This window comes from Blautia massiliensis (ex Durand et al. 2017), from assembly GCF_001487165.1.
Classification (GTDB): Bacteria; Bacillota; Clostridia; order Lachnospirales; family Lachnospiraceae; genus Blautia_A; species Blautia_A fusiformis.
Window position 1 is genome coordinate 2,052,350 of sequence record NZ_LN913006.1, and the last position, 18,844, is coordinate 2,071,193.

Sequence of the window (18,844 nt, forward strand, 5' to 3'; positions counted from 1 at the left end):
ATGGAAACAACGATCAAAAAAATCGAAGATATGTCACTGAACGCATGGCCTTCCCATAAAATGGAACTTTATGACGGATGGATCTTACGTTTTTCTTATTTCTATACGCACAGGACCAACAGTGTGGAACAGTTCGGAACCTCCACACTTCCATGGCGCGAAAAAATCCCCTACTGCGAACAGGTCTATAAGCGTCTGGGAACTCCTGCGATCTTTAAGATCAGCCCCCTTGTATCCCCGGATTTTGACTATATGCTGGAAAACAGGGGCTATTCCGTTCAGCACATAACAAATGTTATGACTGTAGACCTAGACAATGCCGTTCTGGATGCGTCTGTCACCGATGTGCTTTTTTCCAATGAAATTCCTGATTTCTGGATCCACAGCCTTTTTGACTTGAAAAGAACTACAAATCCGATCCATCGAAGCGTCGTTCCTTCCATGTACCGTGCCATTCTTAAGGAAACTGTCTGCGCTTCCATAACAAAAAACGGCGAGATCATTGCCACAGGTCTTGGAATCCTGGATCGCGACTACATCGGTATCTATGCCATTCATGTACGTGAAGATTATCGCCGCAGAGGATATGCCCGTCAGATCTGTACCGGTCTTCTCAATGAGGGCAAAAAAAGAGGCGCCAGCCACGCTTATCTTCAGGTGGTAAAAAACAATACTTCCGCAGAAAAGCTTTACAGCTCTCTTGGATTTCAGTATTCCTATACCTACTGGTTCCGTGTTCAGCCTGTAGGAACACGTTTTCAGTAAATGCATGGATTTTCCGTAAATCCCTGTAGAAATCAAAAAATCTTTTTGCTATAATACCCTTAATATGTATAAAATCTTTCCTGCCTTCATATACTGATCCTTATCAATCAATAAGGAGACTGATCCGATGAACGATCCGCAGGAAAAAAACACCCAAAATCCCTATCATATTTATTACAATAATTATCTGGATACCAATGCCTGTACTGAATGCACGGGTCTGATCAACCATGGAATCGACAGCCGTGAGCAATGGGATTCTTTCCGCCAGATCTTTGACTTTATACCGGCGTCGGAAACCCATGATCTTACAGATAAACAGGACTGACCGTTATCCCGGGTCGGAGGACACAAATGAAAAAACTGTCTGCTGCATGTATGATTCTCGGCCTTTCCCTTTTTGCGGGAGGCTGCAGCAATGATCAGATCGATGATCATATTATTTCTCTTCAGGATAAAATTTCAGACGTTACTGCTTCAGATTCCACAGAACAGGAAGATCAGGAGCCTTCCACGGAAGAACGTGTTTATATAGATGAGCTTACCGGCACACTGCTGGATTTTGACGGTACACACCTGACGATTTCCAGCAATGGAGAAACCTATGTATTTGATGTTTCCCAGACAAGGCTTGAATGCAAATACGGCGTTGTATCCAGTGATCAGGTCAGTGTGATCTACCAGGGACAGCTTTCCGGAACGGATATCAGCACCATTTCCCCCATCAAAATAACCGACAAATATCATAATGAAACTCCTCTGGAGGACCGCACTTTAAAGGGCAAAGTGAAATCACTCACATCCAATGCCCTTGTGATAGTTACAGAAAAGGGAAATACCGTAACCTTCCCTGTCACCGGTGTCAGACAATACTACAAAAAAGGCATCAAGGCCGGCAAGTGGGTCTATGTCCATTTTCGCGGTAAATTCATCAACGAAACACTCGTGGATGACAAACAGTATGACGGCAGTTTCACAAAAGTGATCAGTGTCTCCGATACGGATCCACTGAAAGTACCTGCAGCAACTCCTACGCCTTCCCCTGAACCGAAGAAAAAAGAACAGCATCTCCGTGCAAAGATCGTAAATGTCAGCACCGGCACAATGACTGTCATTCCGCAGACCACAGGATCGGAACTGACTGTTTCACTTTCCTCGGTTCCTGTATATTTCAAAGGAGGAATGGCTCCGGGATCTTATGTAAACATTATCTATACCGGTAAATTTAATGGTGAATCCACCAGCGGCATGAAGATCCGTGGAATCACCGGGGAGGATCCGGACATACTTTCAGTACGCAACATTACTTCTACTGTAACCGGCACGATCCTGGGCACAACCGCCAATACCGTGCTGCTCCAGACATACGACGGCGTAAAGATCCTCTGCAGCCGTGAAAACGTTCCGGACCTTTCCTCAAGCGGAATGGAAGAAGGTGCCGATCTCCGGGTTACTTTCAACCCTGCGAAATCACGCACCTCCAATATTTATACCTGTATTAAATTCGAAGACCCGTGACGGAAGATGGTACGGATCCTTTTTTCTCCATCTTCCATCCAGCTTCGTACTGCCTGCGTATCACCCAGTATATCAAAAAAAGCTCTGCTTTCATCCTGTACACCCTGGCCGTGAAGAACCTGATATGCACCGGCATCGCTTCCTACTGCCACATGAACCTTCTTTTCAAAAGCTTTCTTCAGATTCTGCTCGCCTGTCTTTATAATAGATGCAAGAATCGTATCTTCAAATCTGCCGCAGCCTTTAAGATTCCGCACAGTTACAAGTGTCGGAACCCACACGCTTTCGCTGTCTGCCAGCATGGAAATCGTCTCATCATCCATATAGTTCCCATGCTCAATACTGTCAACACCAGCCTCCACTGCTGCTTGTACGCCATAGCATCCATTTGTATGGCTCATCACGGCAAATCCCTCTTCATGAGCAATATGTACCATTTCTTTCACATCCGTTGCTGAAAGCGGCGTTCCCGTAATTTTCCCGTGATCTGCAAAATCCAGAAGCCCTGTAGTCATGATCTTGATAAAATCCGCACCTTCAGCGGCAGCTTCCAGAACTCTTCTGTGATATTCCTTCATGTCTGAAAAGCTTTTTCCAACGATCTTCCCGTAATGCCCCTCTTTATAAATGGCAAAAACCGGTGTGCGATAGTCAATTTCATATTCAGGGGCCAGTCTGGCAGCCCGTTTTGACACACCGTAATGATCTCCTCCGTCTCTCACAAAACGGATTCCTCTTTTCCGGTATTCCTCAAAATGAGCACGGATCAGTGCATCCCGGGGCCCGTTTTTCTGTGTCTCAACGGCTTTCCGGTAATCATAGCCATTGAGAAATATATGTGCATGACATTCCCCAAACATTTTCATCACTGCTCAAAAAAGTTTCGGATCTCTTTCTCAGATGCCTGCACCGACCCCTGTACAAAGAACGGCTTTCCACCTCCGCGTCCGTTTAATTTCGCATTCATCTCTTTTGTAAACTGACGGAGATCGCCGTCTTTTTCGCCCATTGCATACTTGTAGCTTCCGTCTGCATTTCCGGAAAATACCGCACAGCAGCCCTGGCAGGTCTGTGTCACGGCGTCTGCAAGCTTCCGCACACTGTCTGCATCCATTCCATCCATAAAGATGAGAACGCTTCCGCTTCCTGCATAACGCTCTGCCTCTTTCCGGCACATGTCGTCTACCAGCTGCCCAACCTGTCCTTTCAGTCGGAAATTCTCTTCCTGAAGGCGTTCCACTGCCTGCGCAGTCTTATCCATTTTTGCGGAAAGCTTTACAGAAATCTGGTGGTTCTGGTCATTGACCATGTTCAGATAATCCAGCACACGTTTTCCGCAGATCATCTCAATACGGACACCTTCACGAAATTTTTCCACGGAAAGAAGTTTCACCATTCCGATCTCTCCGGTATGTGTCACATGAGTTCCGCAGCATGCACAGATATCCACCCCTGGAAATTCTACGATCCGCACCTGACCGGTGAGCTCTTTTTTGCTTCGGTAGTCGATTTTTTCCAGTTCCTCCGCTGTAGGATATATGATCTTTATCTGCGTATCTTCCCATATCTTTTGGTTTGTTTTCCGCTCGATCTCAGCAAGCTGCGCCTCATCCAACGGGCCATTCAGATCTATGGTAATGGTATCGCTTCCCATATGAAAGCCTACATTATCGTATCCGTAAGCCTCGTGGATCAGTCCGCTCACCATATGCTCACCGGAATGCTGCTGCATCAGATCAAATCTTCTTGCCCAATCGATGCGTCCCTGTACTTCTGTTCCGACTTCCATCGGCTGATCTGTATAATGAAGAAGTTCTCCCTCCTTTTCATGCACTTCCTTTACTTTCACATCGTTGAGATATCCGGTATCGCTTGGCTGTCCACCGCCCTCCGGGTAAAAAGCGCTCTCATCCAGAATGATATGAAAACCTTTTTTTGCTTCTCTGCACTCCAGGACTTTGGCTGTAAATTCTTTTTTATATACATCTTCATAATATAAACGTTTCGTCTCTGTCATTTGTCTCATCCTTTCTGCATCTCTGCTTTGACGACTTATAGTATAGACCAAATTTTCTCTCCCCGCTATATAAAAGCGGCATTTATCCAATGATTTACATATTTTTCTATAAAAGCTGAAGGCTTTCCTTCAGATTCCGCGTTATAATAAATGAAGCGGGAAGAGAAGGGAGCTGATTGCATTACACGGGAAGAATATCTGGAATATCTGATACATACATACCAAAACTTAATATTTTCCATTTGTCTGAAATCGGTGGGCAATCCCTTTGACGCCGAGGATCTGACACAGGATGTTTTTCTTTCCGCCTACAAAAATCTCTCCCGTTTTGATGGCACCTACGAAAAAGCCTGGCTCAGCAAGATCGCAGTCAGAAAATGTCTGGATCATCTGAAAGCAGCCGGCAGACGTACCATTCCCACAGAGGACACCTATTTTGAACAGCTCCATGATAAAGAGTTTTCCCCGGAGGAGGCATTTCTGGACAAAGATTTCAAGGATCGGATCCGGCATTTATGTGTAGCGCTGAAAAGCCCCTACAGGGAGGTTGCCCTTGAGCATTTCTGCGAAGAAAAAACCGCCGCAGAAATTGCAAAAGCGCAGAATAAAAATATCAAAACAGTCCAGACGCAGATCTACCGGTCCAGATCTATGCTGAAAGCACTGCTGGAAAGGAGTGATTAGATGCACATACCACAGGATGAATTACAGAAATTCCAGGACGGAACCATGAATACGGATGAAATGATCCATTTTCTGGAGCATATGGAGCAATGTGACTTCTGTCTGGATGAACTTCTTCAGAATGAGGATGCCGCTTCTGAGTATGCTCCATCCTATCTGCAGGATGAAATTCTGAAAAAAGCAGCTTCTCCGGAAGTTCAGGCTTCCAGAAAAATACATGAAACTGCTTATTGGATGAAGCTTCTCTGTGCAGGCTTACGGACTGCCGTAGGCATGGGTGTTGCGCTGATCATGCTTTTTTCTGTATCTCAGACAGATTTTACGGCTCTTCATCCTTCACCGGAAACAAAAGTTAAGATTTCTTCATCCCTTGACATTGGTTCCGGCCTAAACCAGCTTTCCATGCAGGTAGGTTCCCAGCTCAGTGAACATTCTCAGAAGATCAGTAATAATCTGAACGATCTTACGAATAAAATTATAAACGGAGGCAAGTAAATTTATGAAAAAACAAAAACATGGTTTCTGGGTATTTATCTTTTCCCTGATCCCCGGTGCCGGGGAAATGTACATGGGATTTAAAAAACAGGGACTTAGCATTATGCTACTGTTCTGGGGATCGATCGCACTGGCATCCATAACCGGTCTTGGATGGCTGGCCATGTTTCTCCCGGTGATATGGTTCTATAGTTTTTTTAATGTCCATAATCTGAAATCCCTGTCAGAAGAAGAATTCTACTCTGTAGAGGATAATTACATTCTTCACATGGATCAGCTTTCCGGTGATATGGGAAAATTCTTACAAAAGCATCAAAGTGCAGCTGCATGGATCCTGATCCTGTTTGGTATCTGCATCCTGTGGAGTCGTTTCACAAGTCTTTTGTACTTCATTGTACCGACTAATATGGTCGACTATGTATACAATATCTGCAACAGCCTTCCGCAGATCATCATTGCTGCAGGTATCATTGCTGCAGGTATTTATCTTCTTACTCAGCAGAAAAAGAAACTGAAACAGGAAACCGAAACAAAAGAAGAGCATTACTGGGAACCCTATCGTCCATATCAGCAGCTGACAGAAAAGCCTGTTCATACTTCTGATAACTCCGACAAAGATACAGCATCTGAAGCTTCTTCCATTTCTGATCCGGAAAATACCGATTCTAATTCATCCACAAAATAACAGAGAAAAAAAGATCCACTGTCAGTTTCCTGACAATGGATCTTTTTATATGATTTAAATTTACTGCTTATGTGTTACCTTAAGACGTGTCATCGCTCTCGCAAGTGCCATCTGGTTCATATGATACTCCTGGATGCTCTGTTTCTGACGAAGCTGCTCTTCTGCACGTTCCTTTGCTTCCTGAGCACGGCGGATATCAATCTCGTCCGGACTCTCTACGCTGAGGCAGAACAGCTTGGCACGGTTATTGATCATCTCAACAAATCCGCTGCTCACAGCAAACACATACTCATTACCGTCAGCATCCTCAAAACGCATCTCACCGGGAATGATGGCAGCTACAACATTCGCATGATGGGCAAGAAATCCCTGCTCACCATCCACTGCCGGGATAATAAGCTTCTGAGCACGTCCTGCATAAGCCAGTTTATTGCTGGCATATATTTCCAGGCCAAATGTCTCACTCATAGCTGCTCCTTACTGCCGGTTCTCCTCGGCTTTTGCTTTTGCAATTACATCATCAATGGTTCCAACATTAAAGAATGCGTTCTCCGGATAATCATCCATCTCGCCGTCAATGATCGCCTTAAATCCGCGGATCGTCTCTTTCAGAGGTACATATTTACCTTTGATACCGGTGAAGTTCTCAGCTACATGGAACGGCTGGGAAAGGAACTTCTGGATCTTTCTTGCACGGAATACTGTCTGCTTATCTTCCTCTGAGAGCTCCTCCATACCAAGAATAGCAATGATGTCCTGAAGTTCTTTATATTTCTGAAGGATCTCCTGTACTCTACGTGCAACCTCGTAATGTTCCTCACCAACAATATCTGCCTCCAGGATACGGGAAGTAGACTCAAGCGGATCTACGGCCGGATAAATACCCTGCTCAACGATCTTACGGGAAAGAACGGTTGTTGCATCCAGATGGGCAAATGTTGTTGCCGGAGCCGGGTCAGTTAAGTCATCGGCCGGTACATATACTGCCTGTACAGATGTAACAGAACCTTCCTTGGTAGATGCGATCCTCTCCTGAAGCTCACCCATCTCAGTTGCCAGTGTAGGCTGATATCCTACTGCGGACGGCATACGTCCAAGCAGAGCGGAAACCTCAGATCCTGCCTGTACAAAACGGAAGATATTATCAATGAAAAGAAGTACATCTCTGTGCTCCTGATCACGGAAATACTCTGCCATGGTAAGTCCTGTCTCAGCAACACGCATACGTGCTCCAGGCGGCTCGTTCATCTGTCCGAACACTAAGGCTGTCTTTTCAAGAACACCGGATTCCTTCATCTCTGTCCAAAGGTCATTACCCTCACGGGAACGCTCACCGACACCGGTGAAAATAGAATATCCACCATGCTCGGTAGCGATATTCTGGATCAGCTCCTGGATAAGGACTGTCTTACCAACACCGGCACCACCGAACAGACCGATCTTACCACCTTTTGCATATGGAGCAAGAAGATCGATAACCTTGATACCTGTTTCCAGGATCTCAACTGCCGGTTTCTGCTCCTCAAATGAAGGCGGATCACGATGGATGCCCCAATGCTCTTCACCGTCCAGAGAATCACCGCCATCTACGGTATCTCCAAGAACGTTGAACAGACGACCAAGTGTTTTATCTCCAACCGGAACCTTGATACCGCTTCCGGTAGCTGTTACTTCTCTGTCTCGCTGCAGGCCCTCGCTGGCTCCCAGCATGATGCAGCGTACGATATTATTTCCAAGGTGCTGGGACACCTCCATAACGCATCTCTTACCGTTGTTCTCGACTTCAAGGGCATCCTTGATATCCGGAAGCTGTCCGTCTTCAAAAACAACGTCTACAACAGGTCCCATAACCTGTACGATCTTACCTTTATTCATAGTCATCACTTCCTTTTTTGTGCTTTAGCACCGCTGATAACCTCAGTGATCTCCTGGGTGATCGCAGCCTGACGTGCACGATTATACTGAATGGAAAGATCCTTCAGCATCGCCTTCGCACTATCTGTAGAGGACTGCATTGCTGTCATTCTCGCACTGTTCTCACTGGCATATGCCTCTACAAGACATCCATAGATCACACCTGTAAGGTAGTTGGGGATCATAGTATCCAGAAGCACATCTGCAGACGGAGATAACACGATCTCCTCCTGATAAATATCTGCCGGGATCTGACCCACCTTAAAATCAGCCTTTTTCAGCGGTAAAAGCTGCATATTCACATTTTCCATTGCCATCGCATTCAGCATCTGTGTATAGACAATGTGAATTTCATCCAGCTCTCTTTCAAGAAATGCCCGTACGATCTCTTCCGTGATAAGGCGTGCTCTGTGCATAGTCGGCTTCTGCACGGTATAATGAAAACCGCCGTCCATATCCACATCTCTCTTGCCGAAATACTGACGCCCTACCATACCAAGGACATACAGCTTGTGATGTCCCGGTACCTCTTCCATGAAATCTTCTGTCATTTTCTGTACATTATGATTGTATGCACCAGCCATACCTTTATCACCTGTAATGACAATGGTACCTACCTTTCTTTCATCCTTCGGAACAAGATGACGCTCACTGAAGAAAGGATGCTGGATGTCCGGCATATGACGGAGGATCCTGGCAATGGCAGCCTGCATATTATAGAAATATGGTTCCGTGTCCTGCAGGATCTTCTTGGCCTTCTGCATCTTGGAAGAAGAAATCATGTACATCGCATTGGTGATCTTCATGGTGTCCTGAATGCTTTTCATACGAGTCTGTATTTCTTTTGCATTTGCCATATCAACACCTACCTGCTCTTATCTCTGAATTCTTCTGCCGCCTTTACGATTTTCTCTACAAGCTCATCAGAGAGCTGCTTTGTAGTCTCGATCTCTTTGCCGATCTCAGGATATACATTATCAAAGTACTCCAGAAGATCCTTCTGATATTTCTTGATCTCTTTCTTTTCTACATCTACCATCAGCTTGTGAGTCGCAACGCAGAGAGTAATTACCTGCTGATGAAGACTTAACGGGCTGCAGAGCGGCTGTTTCAGAAGCTCCATCAGACAGCTTCCGTATTTCAGCTGTGCAGTTGTAGCCTCATCCAGATCTGAACTGAACTGGGTGAACACTTCCATCTCTCTGTACTGTGCCAGGTCGATACGTACACTACCGGAAGCTTTCTTCATAGCCTTGGTCTGTGCAGCACCACCAACACGGGATACGGAAAGACCAACATTGACTGCCGGACGCATACCTGAGAAGAACAGATCACTTTCCAGGAAGATCTGACCATCTGTGATGGAAATTACGTTTGTAGGAATGTATGCAGATACATCACCGGCCTGTGTCTCGATGATCGGAAGTGCCGTAATGGATCCGCCGCCTGCCTCTTCACTCAGACGGCTGGAACGCTCCAGAAGTCTGGAATGAAGATAGAATACGTCACCAGGATATGCCTCACGTCCCGGAGAACGCTCAAGCAGAAGTGACAATGCACGATATGCCACTGCATGCTTGGAAAGATCATCATATACGATCAGTACGTCTTTACCCTGATACATGAAATACTCTGCAAGAGCAGTACCAGCATAAGGAGCAATATACTGAAGCGGTGCACAGTCGCTGGCTGTTGCGGAGAATACGGTTGTATACTCCATTGCACCGTATTTTTCAAGATTGGAAACTACCTTTGCAACGGTAGAAGCTTTCTGTCCAATGGCAACATAGATACAGATCACATCCTTACCTTTCTGGTTGATGATCGTATCGGTTGCGATGGATGTTTTACCTGTCTGTCTGTCGCCGATGATCAGCTCTCGCTGTCCACGGCCGATCGGGAACATGGAATCAATGGAAAGGATTCCTGTTTCCAGAGGTACAGTTACAGACTTACGGTCGATGATTCCAGGAGCCGGGTTCTCGATCGGGCGATATTCCTCTGCCTGGATCTCTCCCTTTCCATCAATAGGCTCACCAAGTGCGTTCACGATTCTTCCGATAAATTTATCCCCTACCGGAATACCTGCCTGCTTGCCAGTTCTGGCAACCTTGGTGCCTTCCTTGATTCCTGTATCCTTTCCGAAAAGAATACATCCCATGCTGTTGGCACGGACATCCTGTACCATACCTTTCAGACCATTCTCGAAGGTCACGACCTCACCGTACATGGCATGATCGATGCCATAAACAGTTGCGATACCATCTCCCACGGAGATGACAGTGCCTACTTCCTGGTCCTTGCTGATTTCGTCATAGTTCTTTATTTCTTCCTTGAGAATCGAAATGATTTCATCTGGATTTATTGCACCCAATTCAATTTCACCTCCGGGTTAATTTCTGTTTCAGTTTCTTATAACGTCCGATGAGGCTCCAGTCGTACTCACGATCTCCTGCCCTGAGAACAAATCCACCTACAAGGCTTTTATCCTCTGTAAGGGTAAGTTCCACTTCTCTGGCAGAAAACTGGCTACGGAGAAACTCCTTCATCTTATTTTCCTGCTCTTCGGCAGGACGTGTTACATAAAGAAGCTCTGCCTTGAGAATTCCTTTCTGTTCCCGGCTGTAAGCATCATAAGCTTCAAGGATCTCTCCGATTCTGTCAATCTTCTGATACTTACACGTTACTTTAAGAAAACTCTTCATTTCCTGCGGAAAAACCCGCTCTATTACCTGTTCTTTTTCTTTGAGGGAAACAAGTGGATTTTCAAGCATCTTACCTATCTCAGGTGTATTCTTAAAAATCCTTCCTGTTTCGCAGATTGCCTCCCCCGGGACAGAAAGACCGTATAATGCTTTTGCATAATTAATGGACGTCTCTGTCATGAGGATCACCTGCTCCTTCTAAAAACTGGTCATATAGGGACATATCCTGTGCTTCGTCGTTCTTTTTTCCCATGATTCTGGATGCTGCATCCATTGCCAGCTCAGCCACTTTGCCTTCCATCGCTTTCATAGCAGCTTCCTGCTCAGTGCTGATATCTCTTCTTGCTTTCTCAAGAATCTGACCAGCCTGATCATTAGCTCTCTTCACGATGCTGTCTGCCTGTACTTTTGCCTCGTCCTTAGCCTGCTCTACAATACTGAAGGATTCCTCCTTCGCAGATTTCAGTGCATCCTCATACTGTCCTTTCAGCTGGTTTGCTTCAGTAGTTGTCTTCTCTGCTGAAGCAAACTGCTCATCGATCATAGCTTTTCTCTTCTCCATAACACCAATGATCGGGCCGAAAAGGAACTTCTTCATTAAAAGATAAAGAACGATCAGGTTTATAATAGTAAAGACAAGGTTGATATCAATTTTAATCACCTGGTCCACCTGCCTCTCTTAATCCTGAATTAGTATCTCGTCTTTACCTATTAGCCAAGCATGATGATGATCAGAAGACCGATTACGAAACCGTAAATAGCTGTTGCCTCTGCAAGAGCACATCCAAGAAGAAGTGCTTTACTGATCTTGCTCTCTGCCTCTGGCTGTCTTGCGATAGCTTCTACTGCTTTAGATGTTGCAAGACCGATACCAATACCTGCTCCAATACCTGTAAGAACTGCGATAGCTGCACCAATTGCGATTAACATAGTTTTTTCCTCCTGTAAAATACAATTTTTTTCATTTTTAGATCAAGCGGATCTTCCGCTTCACTACTCAATTGCTTCCTTAATGAACAAGGATGTTAAGAATACAAATACATACGCCTGTATGAATCCGTCGAAGAAATCAAAATACAGGCTGAATGGTATGGGAAGAATGGCCGGACAAACAAACTCCAGCAGCTTCATAACTACGAAGCTTCCCAGAACATTACCGAACAACCGCATGCAGAGAGATGTAGGTCTGATCGCTATTTCCAGAATGTTGATCGGAAGCATGATCGGAACCGGCTCCGCAAAGCTTTTCAGGAAACCCTTCAGTCCCCTTTTATGAAAGCCTGCATACTCGATCAGAATAATGCTCATCAGCGCCAGCGCAATGGTAACATTCATGTCCTTCGTTGGTGGTGTAAAACCAAATACGCCTGCGATATTGGCTATTCCGATGTAAATTACGGTTGACATCAAATAAGGCACATACTGTTTGCCTTCTTCTCCAAGGATACCCATGAAGAAATCCTGAAGAAAACTTACCCCGGTCTCCAGAAGCAGCTGCTTCTTACCCGGATTTTCCACACTGAGATTCCGAACTAAGATCAGAGACAGAATCACAAGAACCGCCATGATGACCCATGTGACTACCACGCATTCTGCAATTGGTATTCCACCAAACGCCGGAATGGTAAAGGCTGTCTTACTGTTTAGTTCTTCTGCCAGTGTACTTGATAAATCTCCCGTTTTTCTCCCTCCTTTTCTCTTGGCGCTGATCGTATCTTTTTATAATTGGTATGACCACGCCTTGTAGTTGACTTTATTTTACTCCGCATTTCCAGAATGTCAATATTATTTTTGCCTGTTTTGCACAAAAAAGAATCTGTTTTTTATACAAAATATACAATTCATTTCAATTAACCTTGATCCGACTTCCTGCGTACAGATACTTCTCCATAAGAAAGCAGGGTTTCTGAACCATCCTGTTCTCTCACAAGAAGCCTTCCATCTGGTGCTATGGATTCTGCATAAGCTTCCCTTGTACACTGTCCGTCTGTGATCACGATCATGTTTCCAGGAATGATATTATTTTCTGTATATTCTCTGGAAAGTCCCGGAGTCTCCACTTCCATGAGAAGCTGATTGACGATCTCCGCCACAAGAATACTGCAGTTTATATGCTCTGCGTCATTCCTGTTTTCAAATAATGCTCCAGCCGTTTCCTGTATATCTTCAGGAAACCCATCTTCCGGCATATACAGATTCAAACCAATTCCTACAACTGCAAACTCAATGTTCCCGCTTTCAAAGTCTGTAACAGCCTCTGTCAGTATCCCACACACTTTCTTATTATGAAAATACAGATCATTGACCCATTTGATCCCAAGGTCGATCCCGCAGATTTTCTTCACTGCACGGCACACTGCAGTTGCCGCCGCTGTAGTGATCAGGAGTCCTTCCTTCAGAGTTCGGTCAGGTCTTAGAACGATACTCATATAAAGTCCTGCATTTTCAGGAGAATAAAAACTTCGGCCTCTTCGGCCTCTTCCGCTTTTCTGTCTGCGCGCCAGTATCAGTGCACCATGACCTGCTTCTCCTGAAAATGCAGCCTCCTTGGCTGCCCGGTTTGTAGAATCCAGTTCTCTGTATATTTTTACAGGGACATCCGGATGATCGAGGTAAAGCCGTATTCCTTCTTCCGATAAACGGCTGCCTCCTCGAAGCACATAGCCTTTGTTTGGTCCAGCTTCTATGGTATATCCCTCTTCACGAAGGGATTTCACAGCTTTCCAGATGGCTGCCCGTGTGCAGTTTAGTTCTGCTGCTGCCGCCTCTCCGGATATCAGTTCATTCTCGTGCTGCTCCAGAAGCTTCAGCATTCTTGCTTTTACAGTCATATCTTCACCGTCCGTAATCTGCCTGAAATGGCAAAATTTATTCCCTCCTAAGAGTCGAAAGCATTATAGCACTTAAGCATCGCGATGTCTATTATCTTTTTTATATATGCTATCTATATTATTTTTATATTTCAGATGCAGCTATTATATGATTTTTCTCATTTTTGTCTGTTTTCATTTATTTTTTTATATATTATTTCTGTTGAAAACCTGCAGACTCAGGAGCGAATTTTCCTGAATCTTTATTATATACAGATTTTCTTTATCATATATTTATCATTTGTAATTAGAAAGACTTTTCTCAAGAAATTCCCGGTACTTATCGCGAACCTCATCCGGTGACGCGATCACCGCATCCGGGCCAAGACTGGCTATCCAGCCAAAGAACTGGTCACTGATATTTACACGAACCAGTGTTTTGAAATGTTCAGGATCCTTCCTGTGTATCATAATATCTCTGCCAAACCGATCCAGCACCACCCCGACCAAGCGGTTATGTGCTTCCAGACATATGGTTACTTCTCTGCCGCCAAACATCCCGAAGGTCCTGGATGTCAGCTCCCCTATATCATAATTCTCAAAAAATTCTCTGCCGCGTCGCACCTCCTTCTCTATACGGATCTGCTGGAGCTTATCTACCTGATACTGCTTAACCCTTCCACACTTCTCGTCGTAAGTGATCAGATAATATTCCTCATTCTGCCATACAAGTCCCCAGGGACTGACCGAATATCGTTCTCCCTCATTCTCCGGACGCAGCTTCTTCTCCACAGTCCATTCACAATATTGAAAAGAAATCTGCCTGTCCTCAGTTAATGCACGCTGGATCATATCAATACTGTAATACACATTCTCGTTTATAGTCCGGATACGGTTCTCTGCAAATCCCTGTCGCCGCAGCTGTCTGGACTCATAAACACTGGCAAGGCTCTCCAGCTTCCTGATCAGCTGTCGGGATTTCCCATTGGTGATACATCTGGAGGACTGTACTGCATCCACCAGAAGTCTCAGCTCCGGAAGCTCAAATTCCCGACTGGCAAGATAAAAACCGGCCGGGTGCTCCCGCCGGTTCAGGATATCCATTCCAAAATTCCGCAGGGTTTCAATATCATCATAGACAGTCTTACGCTCTGCACTGATCCCCAGACTATTCAGATAGGCGATCAGCTCCTTCACAGACATCGGATGCTCTTCGTCCGTCTGCTCCAGAAAAATGCGCATCAGATATAAAATTTTAATCTTCTGGTTAAAGACCCTTGGCATCCTTTCTCCTCCGTTCTGCTACTTGTCTGTCAGTGATGCTACCACTGCAAAATATAATACCATGAATGACAATACAACAGCAACGATATCTGCTCCGCGGAAATCAAAATTAAACAGCATCGCCCCGCCAAGCATGATCTCCATTGTAAGAAGTGCGCCCAGTACCATTGCCATTCCTGAGGAAAGCTTCTGTCTGCCGCAATGTCCGTTCTCAGCTTCCACATATCTTCCTTCTGCCAATACTGCCTTCCTGCTGCTCTCTGTATTCCACATAAGATCCATCCTCCCTGTCCTATGTTCGTCTCACGATTTATCGAACATATTTTCCAAACATATTTTCTGTATGTTTGCATTATAGCTCATTTTTAGTCCAATAAAACGGTACAAATATGGTTTTTTCGAACATTTGTTTATTTTATACAAAAATATGTTCGTCTTTAATATCCACAAAAAAGAATGCTGCCTGCCGGTCACTCCGACAAACAGCATTCTTTTTTTATCCGCAATCGCTATTTATTTTAGCACACCACTGTCAGCCAGTCCCCACTTACAGGTCAGAATATAAATTCGATGGACGCGTCTTATATCCCCATAGCTGAAGCAAGGGGTTTTACGACGCATTGGAAAAAAGCGTTGCTGTTCACTCCGTTCTCAGTAACACGCTCCGCGGGATATTACCAACGAACAACAAAAAAAGCCTGCCGTAAACGACAGACTTGTAAAATGTGACACTTTGAAAGGGCATTTGAAATCCTATGATATCTGCTTTTACATCATTCCCGCAAACACAGACGCTCCTACAACCGTAAGCAATCCGGCTACGGCAATGGCAAGGCTGCTCATAGCTCCTTCTACCGGGCCAAGCTCCATGGCTTTGGCAGTTCCGATGGCATGGGCAGATGTTCCAAGTCCAAGGCCTCTTGCGATCGGCTCCTCGATCTTTGCGATCTTGTAGACAACCTCTGCAATCATATTTCCCAGAACTCCTGTGATGATGATCACGGCAACGGTGATGGTCACGATACCGCCAAGCTCCTCGGAAACACCCATTCCGATAGCAGTTGTGATAGACTTCGGAAGCATGGTGACATATTCCTGATGATCAAAGCCAAACAATTTCGCCATAAGCAGAATGCTGCAAAGCCCGGCCAGCGTTCCGGAAAAGATCCCGGCAACCACTGCCTTGAGATTTTTTTTCAGCAGATGGATCTGCTCATAAAGGGGCACTGCCAGACAGACTGTTGCCGGGGTCAGCAGATAGCTGATATATTTTCCACCTTCATTGTAATCATCATAATCAATATGGAAGATCAAAAGAACACCGATAACACAGATGATCGAGATCAAAAGCGGATTAAAGATTGCCATTTTAAACTTCTTTTTCAGGATCAGACCGATCTCATAGGCGATCAGACTTATCATTGCTCCGAAAAATGCGGAGTTTTTTATGAATTCCATCATTTTTCAGTTCCTCTCTTTCCCATACGGATCACTCCCTGTGTTACTTTTCCTGTTACGACCATTACGATCACCGTGCTGATAAACGTCATGATGAGAACCGGTACACAGATCGGTTTCAGAGTACTCCAGGCTGTGATCAGTCCCGCACCAGCCGGCACAAACATCACCGGCATGATCTCAACCAGAAAATCTGCCGCACCTTTGACCTGATCCAGCTTCAGAATACCTGTGAGCAAAGCCACCAGCATAATGATCAATCCATAGACACTGGCCGGTACCGGAAGTGGAAGAAAAGTTTTCAGTAATTCTCCAATGACGGAAATCAACAGGATGATGCTGAACTGCTGCACATGCTTCATGTTGCATCCCTCCTGATTCATGTAAAGCGCATATTCACATTTTGCTTTACTGCATACTCATGAACGCAGCTGCGTTCAAATTCTGCGCTCAAACGAATTTTTCAAAAGTGGTAAGACCACTTTTGTTTTAAACGTTTTTTAATTATACGCTACAAATCCAAAATTACAAGGATTGTATCCAATAAAATACAAAAAATCCTTTTATGCATCAGCGTATTCCAGTAATCTACAGAAACGGATCTGCATAAAAGGATCTATAAACAGGGTTATGATTATTTCCTGAAATTTTCCGCCAAAATGATTTTTTCCACCTGATATTTGCCATCCTCCACAGTCATCACCGCCATGGTAACCTCTCCGCCAAAGCGGCTTCTTCCACAGCTTCCCGGATTCAGCCACAGTCTGCCATCGATCATCTTCTCAAAATATTTGTGAGTATGTCCGAAAATGACCACCTGTGTGTCCCCCAGCTCCCACGCAGCGTCTTTTTTGTTATGGACCATAAAAAATTTCACGCCGCCAATGGTAAAGCTTAGACTGGTGCGGAGATTTTCCGCCCAGTCTTTATCATTATTTCCACGGACCACATAGAGATTTCCCATGGAACGCAGTACATCCAGGATCTCGTCTTTATTGACATCTCCGGCATGAAGAATGTATTTGCAGTCTTTTAAGATTTCCAGTACCTCCGGCCGCAGAAGGCCGTGAGTGTCTGATATGATGCCGATTTTTTCTTTCATGATCTCTATCCTGCTCCAATCCTTTATCATTATCGCCTTTTACCTTTTGCAGTTCACGCTATGACCGGCAATACTCTTCACAATACATAAATATTTAACAGCTGCTTCTTTTCACACCATTTCAGAAATTTTCTTAATTGGATCAAGCCGATATTCGCACCCCCGCAGAGGACTTACCTGATTCGGTTAAAACAATTCTATTTTTCCATATTCTCCGTCAGATCCCGGTTTCCGCACCACTTCTCCTGCACGGAGCCGCCGGATGCCTTCCGCCAGAACTTCTCCGCCGGCTTTTCGGATATCTTCCGGCGGAACCTCTCTCAATATGGTAAATTCCGCACCCAGTCTTTCAAGCAGCGCCTCGTACTGTCCCTGAACTTTTTTGCTTGCCGTGGAAAATCCCACGCAGGCGGAGATCACCTCCGGTAGCGGCATCAGGCTTTCATAAGGACGGCCGCTTTCCGGCATGGCCACTGAACTCTCGTCACGATCTGATAACTGCAGGATCCTGTGATCCACACCCATGGTCAGCTTCTTTCCGCAGACCGGGCAAATACCGTTATACCTCTCTGCCTCTTTCGGACTCAGGCACACGCCGCACTTCCGATGCCCGTCAAAATGATATTTTCCTTCTTCCGGAAAAAATTCAATCGTCCCTTCAAGCCCCTTACCTTTCTGCACTGCATTCCAAAGTCCCTGATAGGAAAGCTCTATATCCAGAAGATCCGCTTCCCTTCCCAGCTTCGACGGTGAATGTGCATCCGAATGGGACACCAGCTGATAGCCATCCAGCGCCGAGATCTGCCAGTTCATCGCCGGATCTGAAGAAAGTCCTGTCTCCAGGGCATGGATGTAAGGTGTCAGTTCTTCAAAGCATTCTTCTATGGTATCAAATCCGGACTTCGCCCCGAACAGAGAAAAATGTGGGGTCCAGATATGCGCGGGGATATAGATACCCTCCTCACTGACCTCCAGCATCATTTCCAGAAGATCATGACAGGGCAGCCCCAAAATAGGACGTCCGTCTGAATGGATATTTCCGATCTTTTCCAGCCTTGCGGCAAAAGCATCTGCCTCATTGAATCCCGGAAGCAGGATCAGGCTGTGCACCTTCCTGGTTTTTCCGCCTTTTTTATAGATGGAACTGATCTCACCGGACAGTACGAACCTGGGTGCTTTTCCAGGATAGCGTGACGCCTCCGGCAAAACATATTCCTCTTTCAGCCGGAACAGTCCCTGTTCCGCAGGGATCAGCTTATCCTTCAGCTCCTGCCGCCAGATGGGATGTGTCATATCTCCGGTTCCAAGGAGTGTGATCCCTTTTTTCCGCGCCCAGAGATCCAGCATCTCCGGCGTGCCATCTTTACTGGTTGCCATGGAATATCTGGAATGTATGTGCAGGTCTGC

The 18,844-nt window shown here is 45.3% G+C and carries 22 protein-coding genes and 1 pseudogene; 6 read left to right on the forward strand and 17 right to left on the reverse strand.

Annotated features, from left to right (window positions below):
- From BN3261_RS10425 to BN3261_RS10435, 3 genes are all read left to right on the forward strand, one after another.
- Complete coding sequence (locus BN3261_RS10425) at positions 1–765, forward strand: GNAT family N-acetyltransferase (protein WP_015525590.1); 765 nt, start codon at positions 1–3, stop codon at positions 763–765.
- Between the two features lie 127 nt (positions 766–892).
- Positions 893–1,093, forward strand: a complete 201-nt coding sequence (locus tag BN3261_RS10430; protein WP_059086211.1) for a hypothetical protein — start codon at positions 893–895, stop codon at positions 1,091–1,093.
- 26 nt (positions 1,094–1,119) lie between these two features.
- Positions 1,120–2,283 (forward strand): hypothetical protein, encoded by a 1,164-nt coding sequence (locus tag BN3261_RS10435; protein WP_015525588.1) that lies wholly within the window; start codon positions 1,120–1,122, stop codon positions 2,281–2,283.
- On the opposite strand, the gene BN3261_RS10440 is transcribed toward BN3261_RS10435, so the two are convergent.
- Both BN3261_RS10440 and BN3261_RS10445 read right to left on the reverse strand, forming a co-directional pair.
- Complete coding sequence (locus BN3261_RS10440) at positions 2,253–3,143, reverse strand: amidohydrolase family protein (protein WP_015525587.1); 891 nt, start codon at positions 3,141–3,143, stop codon at positions 2,253–2,255. The genes BN3261_RS10435 and BN3261_RS10440 overlap by 31 nt on opposite strands.
- 5 nt (positions 3,144–3,148) lie before the next feature.
- Complete coding sequence (locus BN3261_RS10445) at positions 3,149–4,309, reverse strand: alanyl-tRNA editing protein (protein ID WP_110102750.1); 1,161 nt, start codon at positions 4,307–4,309, stop codon at positions 3,149–3,151.
- 141 nt (positions 4,310–4,450) lie between these two features.
- Here BN3261_RS10445 and BN3261_RS10450 point away from each other — a divergent pair, with 141 nt between their 5' ends.
- Genes BN3261_RS10450 through BN3261_RS10460 form a run of 3 tightly spaced genes read left to right on the forward strand, consistent with a single transcriptional unit; the run spans position 4,451 to position 6,164 of the window.
- The gene (locus BN3261_RS10450; RefSeq protein WP_059086212.1) at positions 4,451–4,984 is read left to right on the forward strand and encodes an RNA polymerase sigma factor; all 534 of its coding nucleotides are present in this window, start codon (positions 4,451–4,453) and stop codon (positions 4,982–4,984) included.
- On the forward strand, positions 4,985–5,479 hold the full coding sequence (locus BN3261_RS10455) for an anti-sigma factor (protein WP_022427141.1): 495 nt from the start codon (positions 4,985–4,987) through the stop codon (positions 5,477–5,479).
- Between the two features lie 4 nt (positions 5,480–5,483).
- Positions 5,484–6,164 carry a hypothetical protein gene (locus tag BN3261_RS10460; RefSeq protein ID WP_015525583.1) on the forward strand — a complete coding sequence of 227 codons (681 nt, stop codon included), beginning with the start codon at positions 5,484–5,486 and terminating at the stop codon, positions 6,162–6,164.
- Positions 6,165–6,224: 60 nt separating this feature from the next.
- Here BN3261_RS10460 and atpC read toward each other — a convergent pair whose 3' ends face one another.
- The 15 genes and pseudogenes from atpC to BN3261_RS10535 all read right to left on the reverse strand — a co-directional run.
- Positions 6,225–6,632 (reverse strand): ATP synthase F1 subunit epsilon, encoded by a 408-nt coding sequence (gene atpC / locus BN3261_RS10465; RefSeq protein ID WP_015525582.1) that lies wholly within the window; start codon positions 6,630–6,632, stop codon positions 6,225–6,227.
- 9 nt (positions 6,633–6,641) lie between these two features.
- Complete coding sequence (gene atpD / locus BN3261_RS10470) at positions 6,642–8,039, reverse strand: F0F1 ATP synthase subunit beta (protein WP_059086213.1); 1,398 nt, start codon at positions 8,037–8,039, stop codon at positions 6,642–6,644.
- A gap of 5 nt (positions 8,040–8,044) precedes the next feature.
- Positions 8,045–8,935, reverse strand: a complete 891-nt coding sequence (gene atpG, locus BN3261_RS10475; RefSeq protein WP_022427144.1) for an ATP synthase F1 subunit gamma — start codon at positions 8,933–8,935, stop codon at positions 8,045–8,047.
- Between the two features lie 8 nt (positions 8,936–8,943).
- Positions 8,944–10,452: a F0F1 ATP synthase subunit alpha gene (gene atpA, locus BN3261_RS10480; RefSeq protein WP_021652816.1), complete on the reverse strand. Its 1,509-nt coding sequence runs from the start codon at positions 10,450–10,452 to the stop codon at positions 8,944–8,946.
- 7 nt (positions 10,453–10,459) lie between these two features.
- Positions 10,460–10,963 carry an ATP synthase F1 subunit delta gene (gene atpH / locus BN3261_RS10485; RefSeq protein WP_015525579.1) on the reverse strand — a complete coding sequence of 168 codons (504 nt, stop codon included), beginning with the start codon at positions 10,961–10,963 and terminating at the stop codon, positions 10,460–10,462.
- Positions 10,944–11,444 (reverse strand): F0F1 ATP synthase subunit B, encoded by a 501-nt coding sequence (gene atpF, locus BN3261_RS10490; protein WP_022427145.1) that lies wholly within the window; start codon positions 11,442–11,444, stop codon positions 10,944–10,946. Before atpF ends, atpH begins: the two co-directional genes overlap by 20 nt.
- A 50-nt stretch (positions 11,445–11,494) precedes the next feature.
- Positions 11,495–11,713: an ATP synthase F0 subunit C gene (atpE, locus tag BN3261_RS10495; protein ID WP_021652814.1), complete on the reverse strand. Its 219-nt coding sequence runs from the start codon at positions 11,711–11,713 to the stop codon at positions 11,495–11,497.
- A 63-nt stretch (positions 11,714–11,776) separates the two neighbouring features.
- Positions 11,777–12,442 carry a F0F1 ATP synthase subunit A gene (locus tag BN3261_RS10500; RefSeq protein ID WP_084449196.1) on the reverse strand — a complete coding sequence of 222 codons (666 nt, stop codon included), beginning with the start codon at positions 12,440–12,442 and terminating at the stop codon, positions 11,777–11,779.
- Positions 12,443–12,633: 191 nt separating this feature from the next.
- Positions 12,634–13,614 (reverse strand): biotin--[acetyl-CoA-carboxylase] ligase, encoded by a 981-nt coding sequence (locus tag BN3261_RS10505; protein ID WP_015525577.1) that lies wholly within the window; start codon positions 13,612–13,614, stop codon positions 12,634–12,636.
- A 276-nt stretch (positions 13,615–13,890) separates the two neighbouring features.
- Entirely contained in the window at positions 13,891–14,877 is a 987-nt protein-coding gene (locus BN3261_RS10510) for a helix-turn-helix transcriptional regulator (protein WP_015525576.1), read from the reverse strand.
- 18 nt (positions 14,878–14,895) lie between these two features.
- Positions 14,896–15,150 carry a hypothetical protein gene (locus BN3261_RS10515; RefSeq protein WP_059086214.1) on the reverse strand — a complete coding sequence of 85 codons (255 nt, stop codon included), beginning with the start codon at positions 15,148–15,150 and terminating at the stop codon, positions 14,896–14,898.
- A 495-nt stretch (positions 15,151–15,645) separates the two neighbouring features.
- A complete protein-coding gene (locus tag BN3261_RS10520) occupies positions 15,646–16,338 on the reverse strand; it encodes an LrgB family protein (RefSeq protein WP_021652807.1) in 693 nt (230 codons plus the stop codon).
- Positions 16,335–16,697: a CidA/LrgA family protein gene (locus BN3261_RS10525; RefSeq protein WP_015525571.1), complete on the reverse strand. Its 363-nt coding sequence runs from the start codon at positions 16,695–16,697 to the stop codon at positions 16,335–16,337. Before BN3261_RS10525 ends, BN3261_RS10520 begins: the two co-directional genes overlap by 4 nt.
- Before the next feature lie 272 nt (positions 16,698–16,969).
- Complete coding sequence (locus BN3261_RS10530; RefSeq protein ID WP_044962278.1) at positions 16,970–17,437, reverse strand: metallophosphoesterase family protein; 468 nt, start codon at positions 17,435–17,437, stop codon at positions 16,970–16,972.
- A gap of 189 nt (positions 17,438–17,626) precedes the next feature.
- Positions 17,627–18,814: pseudogene (locus BN3261_RS10535) on the reverse strand (endonuclease Q family protein); the annotation flags it as partial.
- Positions 18,815–18,844: the final 30 nt, after the last annotated feature.